The 16,432-nt window shown below is 74.0% G+C and carries 13 protein-coding genes and 1 pseudogene; 4 read left to right on the plus strand and 10 right to left on the minus strand.

What is annotated here, in order from left to right; all coding sequences use genetic code 11:
• The first annotated feature begins 28 nt into the window (after positions 1-28).
• Positions 29-763, plus strand: coding sequence for a GntR family transcriptional regulator (locus tag ACH4SE_RS33455; RefSeq protein ID WP_398547318.1), 735 nt, complete (start codon positions 29-31; stop codon positions 761-763).
• A gap of 79 nt (positions 764-842) precedes the next feature.
• Here the strand turns inward: ACH4SE_RS33455 and ACH4SE_RS33460 are convergent, their stop codons facing one another.
• The 6 genes and pseudogenes from ACH4SE_RS33460 to ACH4SE_RS33485 form a co-directional block, all read right to left on the minus strand.
• Complete coding sequence (locus tag ACH4SE_RS33460; RefSeq protein ID WP_398547319.1) at positions 843-2,843, minus strand: right-handed parallel beta-helix repeat-containing protein; 2,001 nt, start codon at positions 2,841-2,843, stop codon at positions 843-845.
• Between the two features lie 60 nt (positions 2,844-2,903).
• The gene (locus tag ACH4SE_RS33465; RefSeq protein WP_398547320.1) at positions 2,904-3,815 is read right to left on the minus strand and encodes a carbohydrate ABC transporter permease; all 912 of its coding nucleotides are present in this window, start codon (positions 3,813-3,815) and stop codon (positions 2,904-2,906) included.
• An 18-nt stretch (positions 3,816-3,833) separates the two neighbouring features.
• Positions 3,834-4,796 (minus strand): carbohydrate ABC transporter permease, encoded by a 963-nt coding sequence (locus ACH4SE_RS33470; protein WP_398547321.1) that lies wholly within the window; start codon positions 4,794-4,796, stop codon positions 3,834-3,836.
• Positions 4,775-6,028: an ABC transporter substrate-binding protein gene (locus tag ACH4SE_RS33475; protein ID WP_398547322.1), complete on the minus strand. Its 1,254-nt coding sequence runs from the start codon at positions 6,026-6,028 to the stop codon at positions 4,775-4,777. Before ACH4SE_RS33475 ends, ACH4SE_RS33470 begins: the two co-directional genes overlap by 22 nt.
• A gap of 346 nt (positions 6,029-6,374) precedes the next feature.
• The gene (locus ACH4SE_RS33480; RefSeq protein WP_398547323.1) at positions 6,375-8,303 is read right to left on the minus strand and encodes a heparinase; all 1,929 of its coding nucleotides are present in this window, start codon (positions 8,301-8,303) and stop codon (positions 6,375-6,377) included.
• Positions 8,304-8,308: 5 nt separating this feature from the next.
• Positions 8,309-9,607: pseudogene (locus ACH4SE_RS33485) on the minus strand (alpha-L-fucosidase); the annotation flags it as partial.
• A 110-nt stretch (positions 9,608-9,717) separates the two neighbouring features.
• On the opposite strand from ACH4SE_RS33485, the gene ACH4SE_RS33490 reads away from it, so the two are divergent.
• On the plus strand, positions 9,718-10,533 hold the full coding sequence (locus tag ACH4SE_RS33490) for a ribonuclease activity regulator RraA (protein WP_398547324.1): 816 nt from the start codon (positions 9,718-9,720) through the stop codon (positions 10,531-10,533).
• 175 nt (positions 10,534-10,708) lie between these two features.
• Here ACH4SE_RS33490 and ACH4SE_RS33495 read toward each other — a convergent pair whose 3' ends face one another.
• Entirely contained in the window at positions 10,709-11,356 is a 648-nt protein-coding gene (locus ACH4SE_RS33495; RefSeq protein ID WP_398547325.1) for an SGNH/GDSL hydrolase family protein, read from the minus strand.
• Between the two features lie 275 nt (positions 11,357-11,631).
• Complete coding sequence (locus ACH4SE_RS33500) at positions 11,632-12,561, minus strand: MerR family transcriptional regulator (protein ID WP_398547326.1); 930 nt, start codon at positions 12,559-12,561, stop codon at positions 11,632-11,634.
• Positions 12,562-12,668: 107 nt separating this feature from the next.
• Here ACH4SE_RS33500 and ACH4SE_RS33505 point away from each other — a divergent pair, with 107 nt between their 5' ends.
• Positions 12,669-14,210, plus strand: coding sequence for an alpha/beta fold hydrolase (locus tag ACH4SE_RS33505; protein ID WP_398547327.1), 1,542 nt, complete (start codon positions 12,669-12,671; stop codon positions 14,208-14,210).
• A 112-nt stretch (positions 14,211-14,322) separates the two neighbouring features.
• Positions 14,323-15,168, plus strand: a complete 846-nt coding sequence (locus tag ACH4SE_RS33510; protein ID WP_398547328.1) for a hypothetical protein — start codon at positions 14,323-14,325, stop codon at positions 15,166-15,168.
• 10 nt (positions 15,169-15,178) lie between these two features.
• Here ACH4SE_RS33510 and ACH4SE_RS33515 read toward each other — a convergent pair whose 3' ends face one another.
• Positions 15,179-15,826 carry a dihydrofolate reductase family protein gene (locus ACH4SE_RS33515; protein WP_398547329.1) on the minus strand — a complete coding sequence of 216 codons (648 nt, stop codon included), beginning with the start codon at positions 15,824-15,826 and terminating at the stop codon, positions 15,179-15,181.
• Between the two features lie 213 nt (positions 15,827-16,039).
• Positions 16,040-16,297: an LAETG motif-containing sortase-dependent surface protein gene (locus ACH4SE_RS33520; RefSeq protein ID WP_398547330.1), complete on the minus strand. Its 258-nt coding sequence runs from the start codon at positions 16,295-16,297 to the stop codon at positions 16,040-16,042.
• Positions 16,298-16,432: the final 135 nt, after the last annotated feature.

The raw sequence follows: 16,432 nt of genomic DNA on the forward strand, positions 1-16,432 counted from the left end.
CCACCCCCCCACGGCAGGATTGGGAGTCATGGCATCGAACCCGTCGGCGGAGTTCGTCTCCACGCTGGCCACCAACAAGGACCGGTTCCGTAAGACGCTGATCTCGGACCAGGTCTACGGCCTCCTGCGCCAATCGATCGTCGAGGGCGAGCTCGGCCCCAACGACCGGGTGGTCGAGTCGGAGATCGCCCGCCGCCTGGGGGTGAGCCAGGCGCCGGTGCGCGAGGCGGTCAAGCAGCTCGCCCGCGAGGGCCTGCTCATGCACATCCCGCGCCGCGGCCACTTCGTCGTCGAGATCTCCTCCCAGGACGCCGAGTACGCCCGCCAGGTCCGCGAACCGCTGGAGCGGCTCGCCGCCCGGCTCGCGACCGAGAACATCACCGAGGAGCAGCTGGAGATGCTCGACCACCTCGTCGAGCACATGCACGACGCCGTCGCCACCAACGACGTCAGCCGCTTCCGCGACGCCGACATCGAATTCCACACCCTCATCAGCCAGAGCGCGGGCAATCCGTTCCTGGAGCGCATGTGGGAGGTCATCGAGCCCTCCCTGCGCACCCTCCGGGCCATCGCCGACCCGCTGTTCCAGGGCGACTGGCACGCGATGGCCGACGAGCACGGCCGCCTGGTGAGCCTGCTGCGCTCCGGCGACGCCGAGCAGGCCGCCGAGGCCTTCGCCGACCACGCCGCGGGCCGCGGTCCCGTCCCCGACGCGCGGGCGGCGAGGAAGCCGGCCGAGAAGGCGGCGAAGAAGCAGGGCTGACGCCCGTACGGCGGCCGCGGCGCGCGCCGCGTGCCCGGACCGGGGATCCGGTCCGGGCACGCGGCGTTCGGCCGCAGGGTCACCGGCGCGCGCCGGCCGTCCACTTCGGCGCCCCGTACTGGTAGGCGCCCAGGCTCGGGACGGCGTCCGTCGAGCCGTCGTTGACGCCCGGCAGCGGGATCGCCGCGTTGCGGGCGGGCGACGCCTCGGTGAGCCGGTAGTCGTGGTGCGCGGCGTCCACGAACAGCGGGTCGACGGCCGGGTCCAGGTTGGCGGACATCACCAGGCCGCCGTCCGTGGCCCCGTCGGAGCCCACGATCCGGCCGATGTTGTTGTAGATCTTCGTGCCCGTCGACTGGTCCGCGCCCTTGACGTAGAAGAGCGTCATCCCGCCGGTGTTGTTGTAGACACCGTTGTTGTGCGAGCCCGTCCCCAGGCCGTTGAGCATGACCGTGCCCTGGAGGTTGTTCCAGCCCACGTTGTTCGCGATCACCAGGTCGCTCTGCCCGTTGTCGGCGTAGACACCGGCCACCGCGAAGGAGGTGACCCCCGGCGTCGGCGTCCCGTCGTGCAGGAGGTTGTGGTCGACGGAGGTGCCCATCATGTCCGCGCCGCAGCACGTGTAGACCGCCGCGGTGTCCAGGCTGAGCCGGGCGTACTGCGAGATGTCGTTGTACGCGATCCGGTCCGGGCCCGGCGTCAGGCCCGTGGTCGTCCCCCACTGGAGGTTGATGCCGCTGCGGCCGACACGGTAGATCGTGTTGTTCATGACCGTCTGGGAGTTGCCCATGACGGCGATGCCCGCCGCGTAGGTGCCCAGGTAGTCCACGTCGTGGATGATGTTGTCGGTGGCCGTGTTGTTCTGCCCGGCCAGCGCGATGCCGTTGCCCGCGCTCAGCGACAGGTCGCTGCCCACGACCGTGTTGTACGTCCCGTTGACCACGATGCCGGTGTCGGAGACGCCGCGCGTCACGCTGGAGCCGCAGTCGGTGGCGCCCCGGGTGATGTCGCTGTAGTGCGACAGGTAGGTGCCCGTGAGCGTGTCCAGGGTGTTGTGGGTGCTGGACGGGCCCATGGTGATCGTCGCGGCGAAGAGGCCGAGGCCGACGACCGAGGTGTACGAGGCGTCCGTGAGGTCGAAGGCCAGCTGCCGCCGCTTGGCCTCGACGGTGTGCAGCGCCGGGCTGTCGGTGCTGTAGACGTACAGCCTGTGCGCGGCCGCGTCGTAGAACCACTCCCCGGGGTTGGCGAGTTCGCCGATCTTGCCGGAGAGGGAGTAGCGCGTGTCGGTCGGGACGACCTTGTGCACGCACGGGGGCGCCGCCGCCAGCGTCACCGAACCGGGCGCCGAGGACGCGACGGTGGTCGTGGCCGACACGTACCAGTAGCCGGTCAGCGCGCGGGCGCCGTCCCAGTAGCCCGCGGGCCGGGTCAGGGAGGCGTCCGCGATCGTGGCGTCCGCGCTGCCCGGACCGGCGTGCTCGATCGCCGGGTCGAGCAGGTCAAGGCCCGGGTAGGGCCACTGGGCCTCGATGTCCATGGCCTTGTCCGTGAAGACCTGCACCGTGCCCGGGTCGTCGCCCAGGTCGACGCCGGTGCTCCACACGTGCCCCGCGGCCACCGCGTCGCTGAACGGCGAGTCCGGTGCGTAGGGGTCGCTCGCGCCGATCGCCGTGACGTCGGCGCCGGTCACCTGCGACCAGCCGGTGACGGGCGAGGCGCCGCTGATCGTCACCTCCGCCCCCGGGGCGGCCCGGTAGGTGATCGGCAGGCCCTGGCTGCCCGAGTGCGCCGGGACGACGGTCTCCGGGTAGGTGCCGGACATGATCTCGCAGGTGTCGCCCGCGACCATCACGTCCGCGCACTTCTGTATGTGCTGGAAGGGCTGGCCGGTGGTGAGCCCGTCGAAGGCGTCCTTGCCGGCCGGCGACACGTAGAACGTCCGGGCCACGTCGGCCCGGTGCTTGTACTTGTGGGCGCTCCCGGGGGGCGCGGCCGCGACCACGGACAGGACCGCGACGGCGGCGGTGGCCGCGGTCAGCAGCCCCCGCCCGGTGCGGGCCCGCGATCTTTTCAGCATGCTGGGCATTTCACGTTTCCTCTCTCCTGACCAGGGGAAATGAGGACCGTCGGCGCGGGGTCATCCCTTGACCGCGCCGACGGTGAGACCGCTGATGATGTGGCGCTGCATGTAGATGAAGAAGATGACGACGGGCGCCACGGCCAGCAGCAGGTTCGGGAAGACCTTCGTGAGGTCCGTGGAGTACTGGCTGATGCCGGCGTAGATCGCCGTCGTCACGGTGTAGTGCCCGGAGGACGGGCTCAGCAGGATCTGCGGGCTGATGAAGTCGTTCCAGATGCCGATGGAGTTGAGGATCAGCACCGTCACCACCGCCGGGCGCATCAGCGGGAAGACGATCGTCCAGAACGTCCGGTAGCGGCCGGCTCCGTCGATGGTCGCCGCGTGGTCGATGTCGACCGGGATCGTCCGGATGAAGCCGGTGAACAGGAAGATGCTCACCGGCAGGGTGGAGGCCACGTCGTGCGCGACCAGGCCGGTCACGGTGTTCGCGAGGCCCAGGTCGCGCAGCACGTAGATCACCGGGATGATGACCGCCGCGCCGGGGATGAACGTCCCCGCCAGGAAGTACAGCATCACCAGCTGGGTGCGCCGCTTCATGCTGCGCGCGATCACGTACGCCGCCGGGCCCGCGAGCGCGATGCACAGCACGTCGACGGCCACGACGAGGAAGAACGTGAAGCCGTAGCCGCCGATGACGTTGTACTGCGGGCTGTGGATCGCGGCCGACAGGTGCGCGAACGTCAGCCGGCCCGGTACCAGCGAGAACGGGTTGCCGGAGATGTCCTCCTGCGACTTGAAGCTGTTGACCAGCAGCAGGTACATCGGCACGACCATGACCACGAACAGCACGCCGAGCAGCAGCAGGCGCACCGGCCCGCCCGTCTCCCGCCGCTTCCCGGGCACCCTGCCGCCTCCCGTGGCGGCCGGGGTCTTCGTCTTCTTCTGGGGCTCCGCCGCCGTTACGGCCATCACCGCCTCCTCACTCGTCTAGCTCGTCGCTGCTCGGTCCTGGCGGTTGCGCAGTGCGGTCACCGCGAGTGCCAGGACGGCGGACACGACCATCAGGAACACCGCCTGCGCGGTGGCGTAGCCGACCTTGGTGCCCTCGAAGGAGCGGGCCAGGATGAGGTACGAGAAGGTCTGCGTGGAACCGGCGGGACCGCCGCCGGTGAGGCTCACGATGATGTCGTAGGCGCGGATCAGCCCGACGAGGTTCAGCACCGTCGCGATGGTCACCACCGGCGCGATCATCGGGATGACGACCTTGAGGTTCGTCTGCCGCCTGCTGGCGCCGTCGATCGCGGCGGCCTCCAGCAGCTCGGCCGGCACGGTCTGCAGCGCCGCCACGAACAGCACCACGTTGAAGCCGAAGCCGGCCCACACGATGACGCCGATCAGCGAGTAGAGCGCCATGTTCTCGTCGAAGAGGAAGCCCACCGGGCCGGCGCCGAACTTGGCGAGGGTGTTGTTGACGGCGCCGTTGGTGCCGAGGATCGCCGCCCACAGGTAGCCGAGCACCAGCGCGCTGATGACGTGCGGGAAGTACGCCACGGCCCGGAAGAACGAGTTGCTGCGCGAGCGCCCCTTGAGGATCAGCGCGTACACCAGGCCGAGTCCCACCTCGAAGACCGTGCCGAGGACGGCGATGAGCGCCGTCACGTACCACGAGTCGGTGGAGCTGGGGTCGTCGAAGAGGTGCCGGTAGTTGTCCAGGCCGATGAAGTCGACGGACGAGAAGCCGTTCCAGTCGGTCAGGCTCAGGTAGACGGCGACGCCGACGGGCACGACCGTCAGCACCGTGTACAGCGCCACCGCCGGGCCCACCATGGCCAGCGCGACCGCGCCCTCCCGGATCCGGACGGCCCGGCGGCCCGGCGCGGGACGGGCCGCCGGGCCGGGGGCCGCGCCGGCGCGCGGCCCCCGCCGTGTCAGCTCTGCGAGTTCCACCACTTGTCCAATCCGGACGCCGCGCTCTTCGCGGACGTGCCCGAGAACAGCGACTGGACCGTCGTGTTGAGCTGGTCGCTGTAGCCCGCGATCGGCTGGCGCGGGCCGGCCTTGACGATCACCGAGGGCGCCTTGTCCAGGATCTGCTGGACCTGGGTGCCCAGGCTCGACATCGGGTAGCTGAAGCCCTGCCGCAGGTTGCCGTCCGCGGCGAGCTGGCTCTTGACCGCCTCCGGATCCGTGACCAGCCACTTCACGAAGTCGATGGCCGCGGCCCGGTGCTTGGAGCGGCTGACGACGACGTACGGGTCGGCGATGTTGCCGAACTGGCCCGAGGGGTAGGCGCCGTCGGTCGGCATCGTGAAGACGCCGATGCCGTCGCTCTTCTTGGCCTGGTCGGCGGAGGGCACGAAGAAGGAGCCCATGATGTACATCGCCGACTTGCCGTTCAGGAAGTCCGTCTGGCCGTCCGCGTACGTCAGGCCGAGCGCGCTCTTCTTGAGGTAGCCCTTGTCGATCCAGTCCTTGTAGGCCTGGAGGTAGGAGGCGTAGCCGCTGTCGGCGAAGGAGACCTTGCCGTCCTTGCGCTTGAGCGTCCAGTCCGGGTCGGCGGTCATGACGCCGGCGTCGGCCATCATCGAGAACTGGCCGCCCGTCACCCACTGGCCGGCCGTCTGGAGCGGGGTGTACCCGGCGGCCTTGAGCTTGCCCATGGCGTCGGTGAACTGCGCCATCGTCCTGATGCTCGCGGCGTCGAGGCCGGCCTTGGTGAAGGCTTCCTTGTTGTAGAAGACGAGCGACTGGATCTGCTCGCCCACACCCACCAGATAGCGCTTGCCGTCGATCGCGTACTGGTCGGCCAGCGGGGTCTTCGCCGTCCAGGCCTGGTCGGTGAGGTCGGCGAAGAGGTCCACCGTGTCCTCGGTCGGGGTGATCTGCTGCGCGACGTCCGGCGGGTCGCCCGCGGCCAGGTCCTGTGTGAGCTTGGCGTTCGCGGAGATCGTCCCCGTCAGCTCCAGCTTGACCGTGGTGCCCGGGTGCGCCTTCTCGTACCGGTCGAAGAGGGTGTTCCAGTACTGCTCGGTCAGATTCGGCGTGATGTTGACGATGACACGCAGGGTCGTGCTGCCGCCCCCGGCGGAACTCCCGGAGTCGTCGCCGCCGCACGCCGCGGCCGATGCCATTACCAGGGGGGCCGCGGCAAGAGCGCAGGTGCGGCGCCAGGTCTTTCTCATTCGGGACACGCTCCGTTGCGTAGTCGTGAACACAGACGGCCCAGGTCGACCCGACTGCGTGGGTGGGGTTGCGTCGTCGGCCCGAGCCGCTCGCGGAAACCGCTTGCTCGACGGCTCCCGTGCGGCCACCGCCCTGCCGGGGTGCGGGGCGGTGGCGGCTGGTGCGGGGTCACCGCGACGGGGGGAGGACCGCCTGCCGTAACCGGGCCGTGGCGGGCCGCGGGGTGACGGTCCGCTGTCCCAGGGGTGTCACGTACCGTTCACCTCCAAGAATTATCGTCTATCGATTAATGATGCTAGGTGTGCCGCCGCGCATGTTCAAGAGCCGTGCGCGAAGCCCTTGCGTTCAGTGCGAGCGGCTCCAACGCACGGTGATCCGCCCGGAGTCGGCGGGCTCCGCGGCCGTCAGCGTCAGCCGGGTGAGCCGCCCGCCCCAGCTCTGCCGCAGCAGCGCGTCGTCCAGCTCGCGCACCTCGACGTCCGCCTCCGCGGCGGACGCGTCCCACTCCATGCGCAGCCCGGCACCCCCGGCCGCCGTCACGGTCGCCCACCCCGGGCCCGACGCGACGCGCCCGGCCAGCACGTGGCGCAGCAGCACCGGCCCGCCCCGCCGCCCCTCCCAGCGGTCCTCGACGACCACCGCGGCGCCCGCCCCGCCCCCCGCGGCGCGCTCCAGCCGCACCTCCCGCGCCCAGCGGGCCACCGTCCCCGGCGGGTAGGCGCCGCCCAGCTCGGCGCGCAGCACGCTGACCGGCCCGCCGAGCACGACGTCCACCGCGCGCGCCCCGTACGCGGGGCCGGGCTCCTGCCCGGCCCCGGGCTCGGGCACGTTGTGCCAGGAGCTGCGGAAGGGCCAGGCCGCGTAGCGGTCGGGGCCGAAGGTCCGCGCGGTGTACGCGGGCCGGCCGGCGTCCACGACGAGCGGCCGGCCGTCCACCGCGACCCAGTACGAGCCGACGTCCAGGTGGTTGTGGTGCTCGCCGTTGTGCCCGGCCTTCACCGCGAGCGTGAGCCCGCGGGTGCTGCCCGCCGCCTCCCGCGCCACCAGGATCTGCAGCCGCGGCAGCCAGCTCTCGCGGGCCAGCCACGGGGCCTGCGGCCGGGAGGGCGGCGGTCCGGTGACGGCCCGGCACCACGCCCCGTCCGCGAGGGCGGCCAGCGACCGGCCGAGGCCCCCGGCGTCCGCGACCGGGCCCGCCCCGCGGGCCGCGGCCACCGCGTGCGCGGCGGTCTCCGGCTGCCCGAGCAGGGCGCCCCAGCGGTGGACCACCTGCCAGGGCCGCCCGCCCCCCAGCCGGGCGGGCGCGTCGCCGACGTTGACGTAGTGGTCGCCGCCCAGGTGCATGCGCTGCGGGTAGCGCAGCAGTTCGGCCAGCACGGGCAGGTCGCGGGCGTCGAGCGCGGGGCCGCCGGCGTCGGCGAGCTGGTCCAGCAGCTCCAGCACGCGGCCGGCGCCCGCGAACCAGTAGGCGATGCCCTCGTCGACACCGCCGTCGTCGGGCAGTACGGCGAGGTAGTGGTCGAGGTCGCGGACGGCCCGGACGACGAGCCGGGCGCGCCGGGCGCCGTCGCCGCACAGCAGCAGCGCGCAGGCGACGACGGCCTGGGTGATCCACGGGTTCCAGTTGTTGGCGGTGCCGTCCGCGCCGATCCAGTGCCAGTCGCGTACGCGCTCGTACGGGGTGAGCACCCGCACGTCCACCTCGCGGCGCAGCCGGCGGCGCAGGCCGGGCAGCCGTGCGTCGAGGTGCGGGCCGAGCGCGCGGTCCGCCCACGCGAAGAGTGCGGCCACCTCGGCCGCGCCCAGGTCGAGGAAGGGGTCGTCCGGGTCGGGCAGCAGCTCGCCGCGCCCGGCGGTGCGGCGGTCGTGCGGGGCCCAGCACCAGGTGCTCGCCTCGGCGAGGGCGACCAGTCCGTCCGCGGCGGCGTCCAGGTGCGGGCATCCGGCGGGCTCGTCGGCGGCGGCCACCTCGCCGGTGAGCACGGCGGCCAGCACCAGCAGGGTCACCCGCTCCCGCAGCGCGCGGACCCGCCCCTCGTAGCTGCCGCGCTCGCCGTCGCGGAAGGTCCTGGCCCAGTCGGAGGCGAGCAGCGGCGGTGCGGGGCGGGCCAGTTCGGCGGCGGCGCGGTCGAGGACGTCGCCGCGTACGGCCTCGGGCACCGCGTCCCACACGTCGCGCGCGGTCACGTCGGGGATGGCGCAGGGCGCACCGGGCGGCAGCGTGGTGAGCGCCTCCAGTGCGGGGGCGAGGCGCGCGGTCAGGGGGCCGGGCACGGCGGTCAGCCCTCCCCGCCGGGCTCGCCGGGTGCGCCGGATGCGCCGGGTGCGCCGGGCTCGTCGAGGAAGAGCTCGACGACGGGGAGCAGCACGTCGGGCCGTGCCACCGGCACGGTGAGGGTGAGGGTGTCGGCGCTGCGGCCGGGGGGCGCGAGATTGTTGTGCTCGTGCTGCGTGCCGTCCAGCTGCCGGAAGCGGATCTCGGAGCCGTCGTGCAGGAACTGCGCGTAGCGGACCTTCCCCGCGAGTCCGGGCAGGTGGACGTGCTTGAGCGGCCAGACCGGCAGGTGCAGGTAGAGGCGGTTGCCGGCCTGCGTGTAGAGGCAGTTGGCCGGGGCGCGGTGGGCGCTCGGCCCGGCGCCGTGCACGGCGCGGGCGTGCGGCTCCATCCAGCCGCCGATCGCCGCGAGCGTGGCGCGGGCCCGCGGGTCGAGCGCGCCGCGGCCGGTCGGACCCACGTTGAGCAGCATGTTGCCGCCGCAGGCCACCGACTGGACCAGCATCCGCACCAGCAGGCCGGGGTCCTTGTAGTCGTGGTTGTCGCGGTCGTAGCCCCATGAGCCGTTGAGGGTGTGGCAGGCCTCCCACATGACCGCTACGCCGTCGCGCTCCAGCGGCTCGTCCGGCTGGTACTGCTCGGGCGTCACGTAGTCGCCGGGGATGCCGAGCCGGTCGTTGACGACGATGCCGGGCTGCAGTTCGCGCACGGTGCGCAGCAGTTCCTCGGCGCCCCACTCGGCCGGGCCCATGCCGGGATAGGTGAAGTCGAAGAAGAGGTCGTCGATCCGCCCGTAGCCGGTGAGCAGCTCGCGCACCTGCCCGTGCAGGTAGGCGCGGTAGCGGGCCGGGTCGCGCGGCTCGCGCTCGGCGGCGGTGCCGCGCAGCGGGTGGTGGCGGTCGACGGGGAAGTCCGGGTGGTGCCAGTCGAGCAGCGAGTAGTAGAGCCCGACCCGCAGCCCCTCCGCGCGCATCGCCTCGGCGAACTCGGCCACCAGGTCGCGCCCGGCGGCCCTGACCGAGGTGTAGCCGGTGAGCGCGGAGCCGAAGAGGCAGAAGCCGTCGTGGTGCTTGGCCGTCAGGACGGCGTAGCGCATCCCGGCCTCGCGCGCGGCCCGGGCGAGCTGCCCGGCGTCGAAGAGGTCGGGGTCGAAACGCTCCAGGTAGCGGTCGTAGTCCTGCTGGGACATGGCCTCGCGGCTGCGCACCCACTCGTGCCGTGCCGCGAGGCTGTAGAGCCCGAAATGGACGAACAGTCCGAAGCGCGCGGCCTTGAACCACTCGATGGGTGCCGTGGGCACTGAAGTCTCCTGCCGTGGTTGACAGCTGTTGCCGGTCGGCTGTTATCTACCATCGATAGGCGATAATGTCACTGAGGGTTGCGTGCCGAGGTGTGCGCGGAAAGGCGTGGCGGATGAGCCCGACAGGGGATCAGGGAGCGCCGGCGGCGGGGGACATGCACACGTACGAGTCGATGCGGGCGCCGGTCCACACGGCTTCCTACGTGCGGCCGACGGAGCGCATGCTGACGGCGCTCCAGGGGGTGAGCGCCGCGACCGCCTGCGCCAAGCTGCACCAGTCCGGCATCACCCGGACCTTCATCGACGGGCCCGTGCCGCTGCACCGCGAGCCGGACGTCTCGGTCGTGGGCGGCGCGGTGACGCTGCAGTTCCTGCCGCAGCGCGAGGACGTCTTCTCCGGCGCCGCGCAGGAGGACGCCGAGCGCAAGACGGCGCTGTGGGGCGTGCTGGAGTCGATCCGGCCCGGTGACGTGCTGGTCGTGTCCGCGTTCGGCAGCCACTTCACCGGCTGCCTCGGCGACATGCTGGTGCGCTACTTCAAGCTGCGCGGCGGCGCCGGCATCGTCGTCGACGGCCGGGTGCGGGACGCGGCGCGCATCCGCGCGCTCGGCGTGCCCGTGTGGTGCACCGGCGTGACCCCGCACTACGCCTCGCAGACGGAGCTCTTCCCGTCCGCGTTCAACGTGCCGGTGGGCGTCGGCGGCGTCCTGGTGACGCCGGGCGACCTCATCGTGGCCGACGAGGACGGGGCCGTGGTGGTGCCCCAGGAGCAGGCCGTGCCGCTGAGCGAGGACTCCCTGGCCCACCAGGACCGCGAGGCCTTCGCGCGCCGCCGGCTCGACGAGGGCGGGCGGCTGTCCGACTACTACCCGCTCACCGGCGCCGGGCTGACGGAGTACCTGGCGGCGCAGGAACAGGCGGCCGGCTGAGCCGCACGGACCCCGCGGGGACGGCCCGCGGTGCGGGGGCGCGCCGGCCGCCCCCGTGGAGACGGGCGCCTGTCGGCGGGCGCCCCCGGACGGGCCGGGGCGTCGGCTCCCCGGCCCGTCCGGTCACGTCCGGCCCCGGCGGCGCAGCACGGCGCCGGGGCCGGACGCGCGGAGGTCAGACGCCCGCGGCCGCGCCGGTGTCCGCGCCGAGCAGCCGCAGCCACGCCGCGGCCAGGCACGCGTGGCCCGCGGGCGTCAGGTGCACGCCGTCCCGGGCGATCGCGGCCGGGTCCCCGGCCTCCCGGGCCGCCTGGTTGAGCAGCCCGTCCGCCGCGAGCAGCGCCGCGTCGAATTCGGCGGCGAGGCGGCGCACGGCGTGGATCCGCGGGTCCAGGTCCTCGCGCCACGCCCACTGGTTGGCGTCGAGCGGTACGAGGAAGGGCTCGACGAGCACCAGCCGCGCCCCGGCGTCACGGGCCTGGCCGAGGATCGCGCGGTAGTCCCGCTCGTACTCCTCGGCGGTCGTGACGGCGCCCTCGTCGTAGCGGCGCCAGGTGTCGTTGATGCCGACCATCACCGACAGCAGGTCGGGCCCGGCGTCGAGCGTGTCCTGCTGCCAGCGCGCCCGCAGGTCGGCGACGCGGTTGCCGGCGATCCCGCGGTTGAGGACCCGCCGGGCGGGATTGGCGGCCGTCAGCTTTTCGGCGACGAGGCTGACATAGCCGTTGCCCAGGCTGGAATCGTCACCGCGGTCCCGGCCCGCGTCCGTGATGCTGTCGCCCTGGAACAGCACGCGGACGCAATTGCCAAGCTTTACGGACATCGTCTCTCCTCGGGAGGTTCTCTCGCACCGAACAGGTCTCCCCGCGGTATCGCTCGACGCAGGTCAGGATGGTGCGGAAGGCCGGTCCTGCGGGTAGGCCGAAGGGAATTCCCACCGGTGCGGAATGCGCGGGACGGCCGAAAGGATGCTACACCGGGGGAGGTCGCGAGCACAGCAATTACCAGCTGTTAAAAGCGAGTTCGAGGCCCGCGGGAATGCTTTCCGGTATTTCCCGGCCGGGCTGGTCCGGCATGGGCGGAATCGGCCGCGGGCGGTCAGGTGAGGGCGGTGGTGAGCCAGGCGTGGGCGGCGCCCGGGGTCGGCCGGCCGGGGCCGGTGACACGGGCGACCAGCTCCCAGTAGTGGTCGATCCGCGGGTCGGCCGCCAGGACGGTGCCGAGCCCGCGCCGGAAGGCGGGCGTGTCCCGCACCTGCTGCGATGCCGCGTACGCGGCGACGAAGCAGTCCAGCGCCTCGCCCGCGTGCGGGGCGCGCCCGGCCCGCAGGTGCGGGGCGGCGAGCGCGTAGGCCTCCTCCAGGCCCTGGTAGAGCACGGCAGGCCGGTGGCCGGTGTCCGCGCGGTGCGCGGCGGGCTGGCCGCTGCCGCTGCGGCCCGCGCAGTCGGCGGAGACGAAGGCGTGCAGGCGCGCGAAGGCGAGCGCCTGTTCGGGCGTCGGGTCGTCCGGCGGCTGCGGCACGGACAGTTCGAGGACGCGCGCGACCGTGCGGGCCGGCATCCGCGGCGGCAGCCAGCGCCGCCAGAAGCGGGCCATCGCGGCGGTGCTGGGCGGTGAGTCGCTCGCGCACACGGCGCCGAGCAGCCGCAGCCGCTCGGCCCGCTCCCCGGGCGCGCAGTCCTGGAGCAGCCGCAGCGCCGTCTCCTGCCAGCGCAGCGCGGCCAGCCGCGGGCCGACGTCGCGCAGCCGCCCGGCGACGGCGTCCTCCAGCACGCCCCCGGGCCGCAGCCCCTCGCCGCCCTCCTCGCGCACGACGCGGGCGATCTCGTCCAGGCCCATCCCGAGCGCGCGCAGCGAGCGGATCGTCCGCAGCCGCTCCAGGTCCTGCGGTCCGTACCGCCGGTGCCCGCCCGCGCTGCGCCCCGCCTCGGGCAGCAGCCCGCGGTCGGAGTAGAAGCGCACGGCCTTGACGGTCACGCCCGCCCGGCCGGCCAGGACGCCGATGGTCCACCACTCGTCGGACGCCATGGCTTGAACCTCCCTCAGGGGGAGTTCCTACGGTACCGCCGGGCCCCGCGGACGGCCGCGGGGCCCGTGGACGCGACCGACGCGTACGTGAGCGGGAGGAGACGGTGATGGCGGTGGGGGAGCAGACGGCGACGCAGACGGCGTTCGTCCTGGTGCCGGGGCTGCACACGGGCGGCTGGATCTGGCAGGAGGTGGCGGAGCGGCTGCGCGCCTCGGGCGCGCGGGCGTATCCGCTGACGCTGAGCGGCATGGACGGGAAGGGGGAGGGGGAGGGCGCCGACCTCGGCACCCACGTCGCGGACGTGCTGCGGGCGGTGCGCGGGACGGACGCCGAGCGCGTCGTCCTGGTCGGACACTGCTACGGCGTCCACCCGGTGCTCGGCGCCGCGGACCGCCTCCCGGACCGCGTCGCGCGCATCGTCCTCCTCGACACCCCGATGCCCCGGGACGGCGACCCGGCGGCCGCCCTCGTCCCCGACCAGGCCCTGCGCGAGGGCCTGCTGGACCGGATCGCGGCGGACGGCCCGGCGCCCGCCGCCGTCCCCGCGCCCGCCTCCGCGCAGGAGTGGGCGGCGCTCGGCAGCCTCGCCGGGCTCGGCGACGAGGAGCGGGAGCGGCTCGTCCGGCGCGGGGTGGCGCAGCCGTGGGGGACGCTCGCCCGGCCGCTGGGGCTGGGCGGCAACGCCGGGGCGGACGGCGGCGTGCCCGTGACCGGCGTGCTGTGCGCCGGGAACGGATCGAGCCTGGCGACGGTCGAGGGGGCGCTCGCGCTCGGCGACCCCCGCTTCGCCTATCTCGCCGCCCCGCACCTGAGCTACCTCGAAATGGCCACCGGGCACTGGCCGATGCTCTCCGAGCCGGACGCGACGGCCGGGGTGCTGCTGCGCGCGGCCGCGGGTGAGGGTGCCGTCCCGGGGCGCCCGGAGGAGGCCGGACCGCCCGCGCACCTGCGGCCGTTCCTGCTCGACGTGCCCGGGCGCCCGCGCGAGCGGCGGGGCCGGGTGGATTTCCACCTGCCGGAGGGCGACGGGCCCCACCCGGCGGTGGTCCTCGTGCACGGCGGCCCCGTCCCGGAGGGCGCCGAGCCGACCCCGCGCGAGTGGCCGGGCTTCGTCGGCTACGCTCGGCTCCTCGCGGGACGCGGCGCCGTCGGGGCCGTCGTGGACCACCGGCTGCACGGGCTCGGCGACTTCGACCGCGCGGCGGGGGACGTCGCGGAGGCGGTCGCGGCCGTACGGGCCGATCCCCGGGTGGACGCCGACCGGATCGCGCTGTGGTTCTTCTCCGTGGGCGGGCTGCTGTCCGCGGACTGGCTCGCCGCCCCGCCCCCGTGGCTGCGCTGCCTCGCCCTGACCTACCCGCTGCTCGCGCCGCTGCCCGCCTGGGGCGTGTCCGGCCCGCGCTTCCGTCCCGCCGCGGCCGTGCGGGGGGCGGGCCGGCTGCCCGTCGTGCTCACCCGTGTGGGCCGCGAGCGCCCCGAATTCGCCGCGACGGTCGAGGACTTCCGCGCCGCGGCCGGTACCGCCGGGGTGGACGTCCACTTGATCGACGTCCCCTCGGCCGTGCACGGCTTCGAGACCCCCGACCACTCCGGGGAGGCCCGCGCCGCGGTGCGCGGCGCGGTCGACGCCGTCCTCGCCCGCCTCTGACGGCCTCGGGCGCCGGGCCCCCGGGGACGCGACCGCCGCACGGCCGCGTCCCCGGCCCGCAACTGCCGCGCCGCCCCCGTACGTCTTCCCACGGGACGGAGGGCGGGACGCGATGGACGAGCGGGCGTGGGACCAGGTCCGCGCGTGGCTGCGCGGGGAGGACCGGCGGCCGCGCGGGATCACCCCGGACGGCCCGAAGCCGTGGGTGCGGACGCGAGTGCCGGGGGCGTGTCCGGTGCCGGAGCGGCAGCGGGAGTGGACGGAGCGCTGGCTGAGCTGGTGCGCGGCGCAGTTCGGGCCCGCGGCACCGCGCGGCGAGGTGCCCGTGCCGGGGTTCGCGCCCGTGGATTTCACCGGTACGCAGGAGCAGGCCGAGGAACTGGTGCGGCGGATCGGCGCGGTGATGGGCGCGGACGTCTCCGGCATCCGCGTGCTGCTGCTGGAGTCCCCGGAGCGCGAGCAGCACCGGCGCCACCAGGTCGGCCGGTACCGCAAGGTGCTCGGCCGGGCGGTGATCGAGCTGGACACCCGGGTCGCGGCCCGGCCCGACTCCTTCGCGGGGCTCGTCGCGCACGAGCTGGCGCACGCCCGGCTGGCGGGCGAGGGGCGCGTGGCCGGGCTGGGGCTGTCGGCGGGGGGGGAGGAACGGCTCACCGACCTGGCGACCGTGCACCTCGGCACGGGCGTCCTGACGGCGCGCGCCGCCGAGGACTACGACCGGGCAGCCGGCTTCTCCGTGACGGCGGTCGGCGACCTCACCGACCGCCTGCTGACCGCCCGCCGCTACGACATGCACCAGATGGGCTATCTGGGCCCCGCGGAGTTCGGCTACGCCCTCGCGTGCTGGGCCGTCGCGCGCGCCGAGCCCACTCCGCCACCCTGGGCCCGCCACCTCCCGGGCGGTGTGCGGGACGCCCTGATGCAGGGGCTGGCCCACCGGGCGGCCCGGGGCGACTGAGCCGGTGGCCTCAGGCGCCGTCGCCGAGGCCGCGGCCGGGCTTGCTCATGTCACCGGTGCGCGGGGCGCCTTCGGCGAGCCCGTACCGGAGGAGCACCGTGCCCTTCGGGGTGGCGGCGGGCGGCTCCAGGAGGGTGAGGTTCGCCGGCACGGCGCCGTCCTCGAAGACCTTCTTCCCGACGCCGAGCACGATCGGGTGGACCCACAGGTCGAGCCGGTCGAAGAGCCTCTCCCGCAGCAGCGTCTGCACCAGGTCCAGGCTGCCGACGACCGCGACGTGCTCGTGCCGCTCGCGGATCTCCCGCACCGCGGCGGGCAGGTCGGGGCCGAGCTGCGCGGACCCGGCCCACGACAGGTCGGGCGTACCGCGGGAGGCGACGTACTTCGGGATGCTGTTGAAGAGCGTCGCGAAGCCGCCGTCCGGGCCGTCCTCCTGGTGCGGCCAGAAGGAGGCGAAGATGTCGTACGTGCGCCGCCCCAGCAGCAGCGCGTCCGTCCCCTCGTAGGCGGCGGCGATCTGCGCCCCCTCCGTCTCGTCGATCAGCGGCGCCTGCCAGCCGCCGAACGGGAAGCCCGCCGAGGGGTCCTCCTCGGGCCCGCCGGGCGCCTGCGCGACGAGGTCGAGGGTCGTGAACAGTTCGATCTGGATGCGCCCCATGGCGTGCTCCCGCGTGGTCGTCTCTCCCGGTTCTCCGGTTCGGGGGGTAGACCGGCGGCCGCCGCGGAATTCATCGCCCGGTGCGCCACCGGGTGAATGTCTGTGGTGTGTGTGCGGGGGTGGGTACGGCGGCGGCCGCCCGTTCCGGTGGTCCGGTGCGGGCGGCCGCTGTCGTGGTGCTGGGTGGTGCTGGGTGGTGCGTGGTGGTGCGTGTTAGCTGTGGTTGCCGGTCTTGCGGCGGCGGGTGAAGTAGACCGCTCCGCCGCCGATGGCGAGGAGGGCTGCTGCGCCGGCGATGAGGGCGGTGTTCTGGGAGCTGTTGCTGCCGGTCTCGGCGAGGTTGCCGGTGCCGTTGCCGTTGGTGTTGCCGGTGGCGGGGGGCACGGAGGGGGTGCCGGTGGGGGCGGTGGTGGAGGTGGGCCCGGTCGCGGTGGCGGTGGCCGTGGGCGAGGGGGAGGTGGTGTCACTCACGCTCGGCGAGGGGCTGGCGGTGCCGGTGGACTCCGACGGCGAGGGGGTCGCGGTGCCGGTGGACTCCGACGGGGAGGGGGTGGCGGTGCCGGTGGACTCCGACGGGGACGGGCTGGGGGAGGTCTGGCAGGGGTG

Source organism: Streptomyces sp. NPDC020983, from assembly GCF_044333485.1.
Lineage (GTDB): Bacteria > Actinomycetota > Actinomycetes > Streptomycetales > Streptomycetaceae > Actinacidiphila.

Coding starts and splice junctions, on each gene's coding strand:
- ACH4SE_RS33515 (WP_398547329.1), bottom strand. CDS start 15,826: ATGGGGCGCATCCAGATCGAACTGTTCACGACCCTCGACCTCGTCGCG.
- ACH4SE_RS33460 (WP_398547319.1), bottom strand. CDS start 2,843: ATGCTGAAAAGATCGCGGGCCCGCACCGGGCGGGGGCTGCTGACCGCG.
- ACH4SE_RS33455 (WP_398547318.1), top strand. CDS start 29: ATGGCATCGAACCCGTCGGCGGAGTTCGTCTCCACGCTGGCCACCAAC.
- ACH4SE_RS33465 (WP_398547320.1), bottom strand. CDS start 3,815: ATGGCCGTAACGGCGGCGGAGCCCCAGAAGAAGACGAAGACCCCGGCC.
- ACH4SE_RS33505 (WP_398547327.1), top strand. CDS start 12,669: ATGGCGGTGGGGGAGCAGACGGCGACGCAGACGGCGTTCGTCCTGGTG.
- ACH4SE_RS33475 (WP_398547322.1), bottom strand. CDS start 6,028: ATGAGAAAGACCTGGCGCCGCACCTGCGCTCTTGCCGCGGCCCCCCTG.
- ACH4SE_RS33495 (WP_398547325.1), bottom strand. CDS start 11,356: ATGTCCGTAAAGCTTGGCAATTGCGTCCGCGTGCTGTTCCAGGGCGAC.
- ACH4SE_RS33500 (WP_398547326.1), bottom strand. CDS start 12,561: ATGGCGTCCGACGAGTGGTGGACCATCGGCGTCCTGGCCGGCCGGGCG.
- ACH4SE_RS33490 (WP_398547324.1), top strand. CDS start 9,718: ATGAGCCCGACAGGGGATCAGGGAGCGCCGGCGGCGGGGGACATGCAC.
- ACH4SE_RS33510 (WP_398547328.1), top strand. CDS start 14,323: ATGGACGAGCGGGCGTGGGACCAGGTCCGCGCGTGGCTGCGCGGGGAG.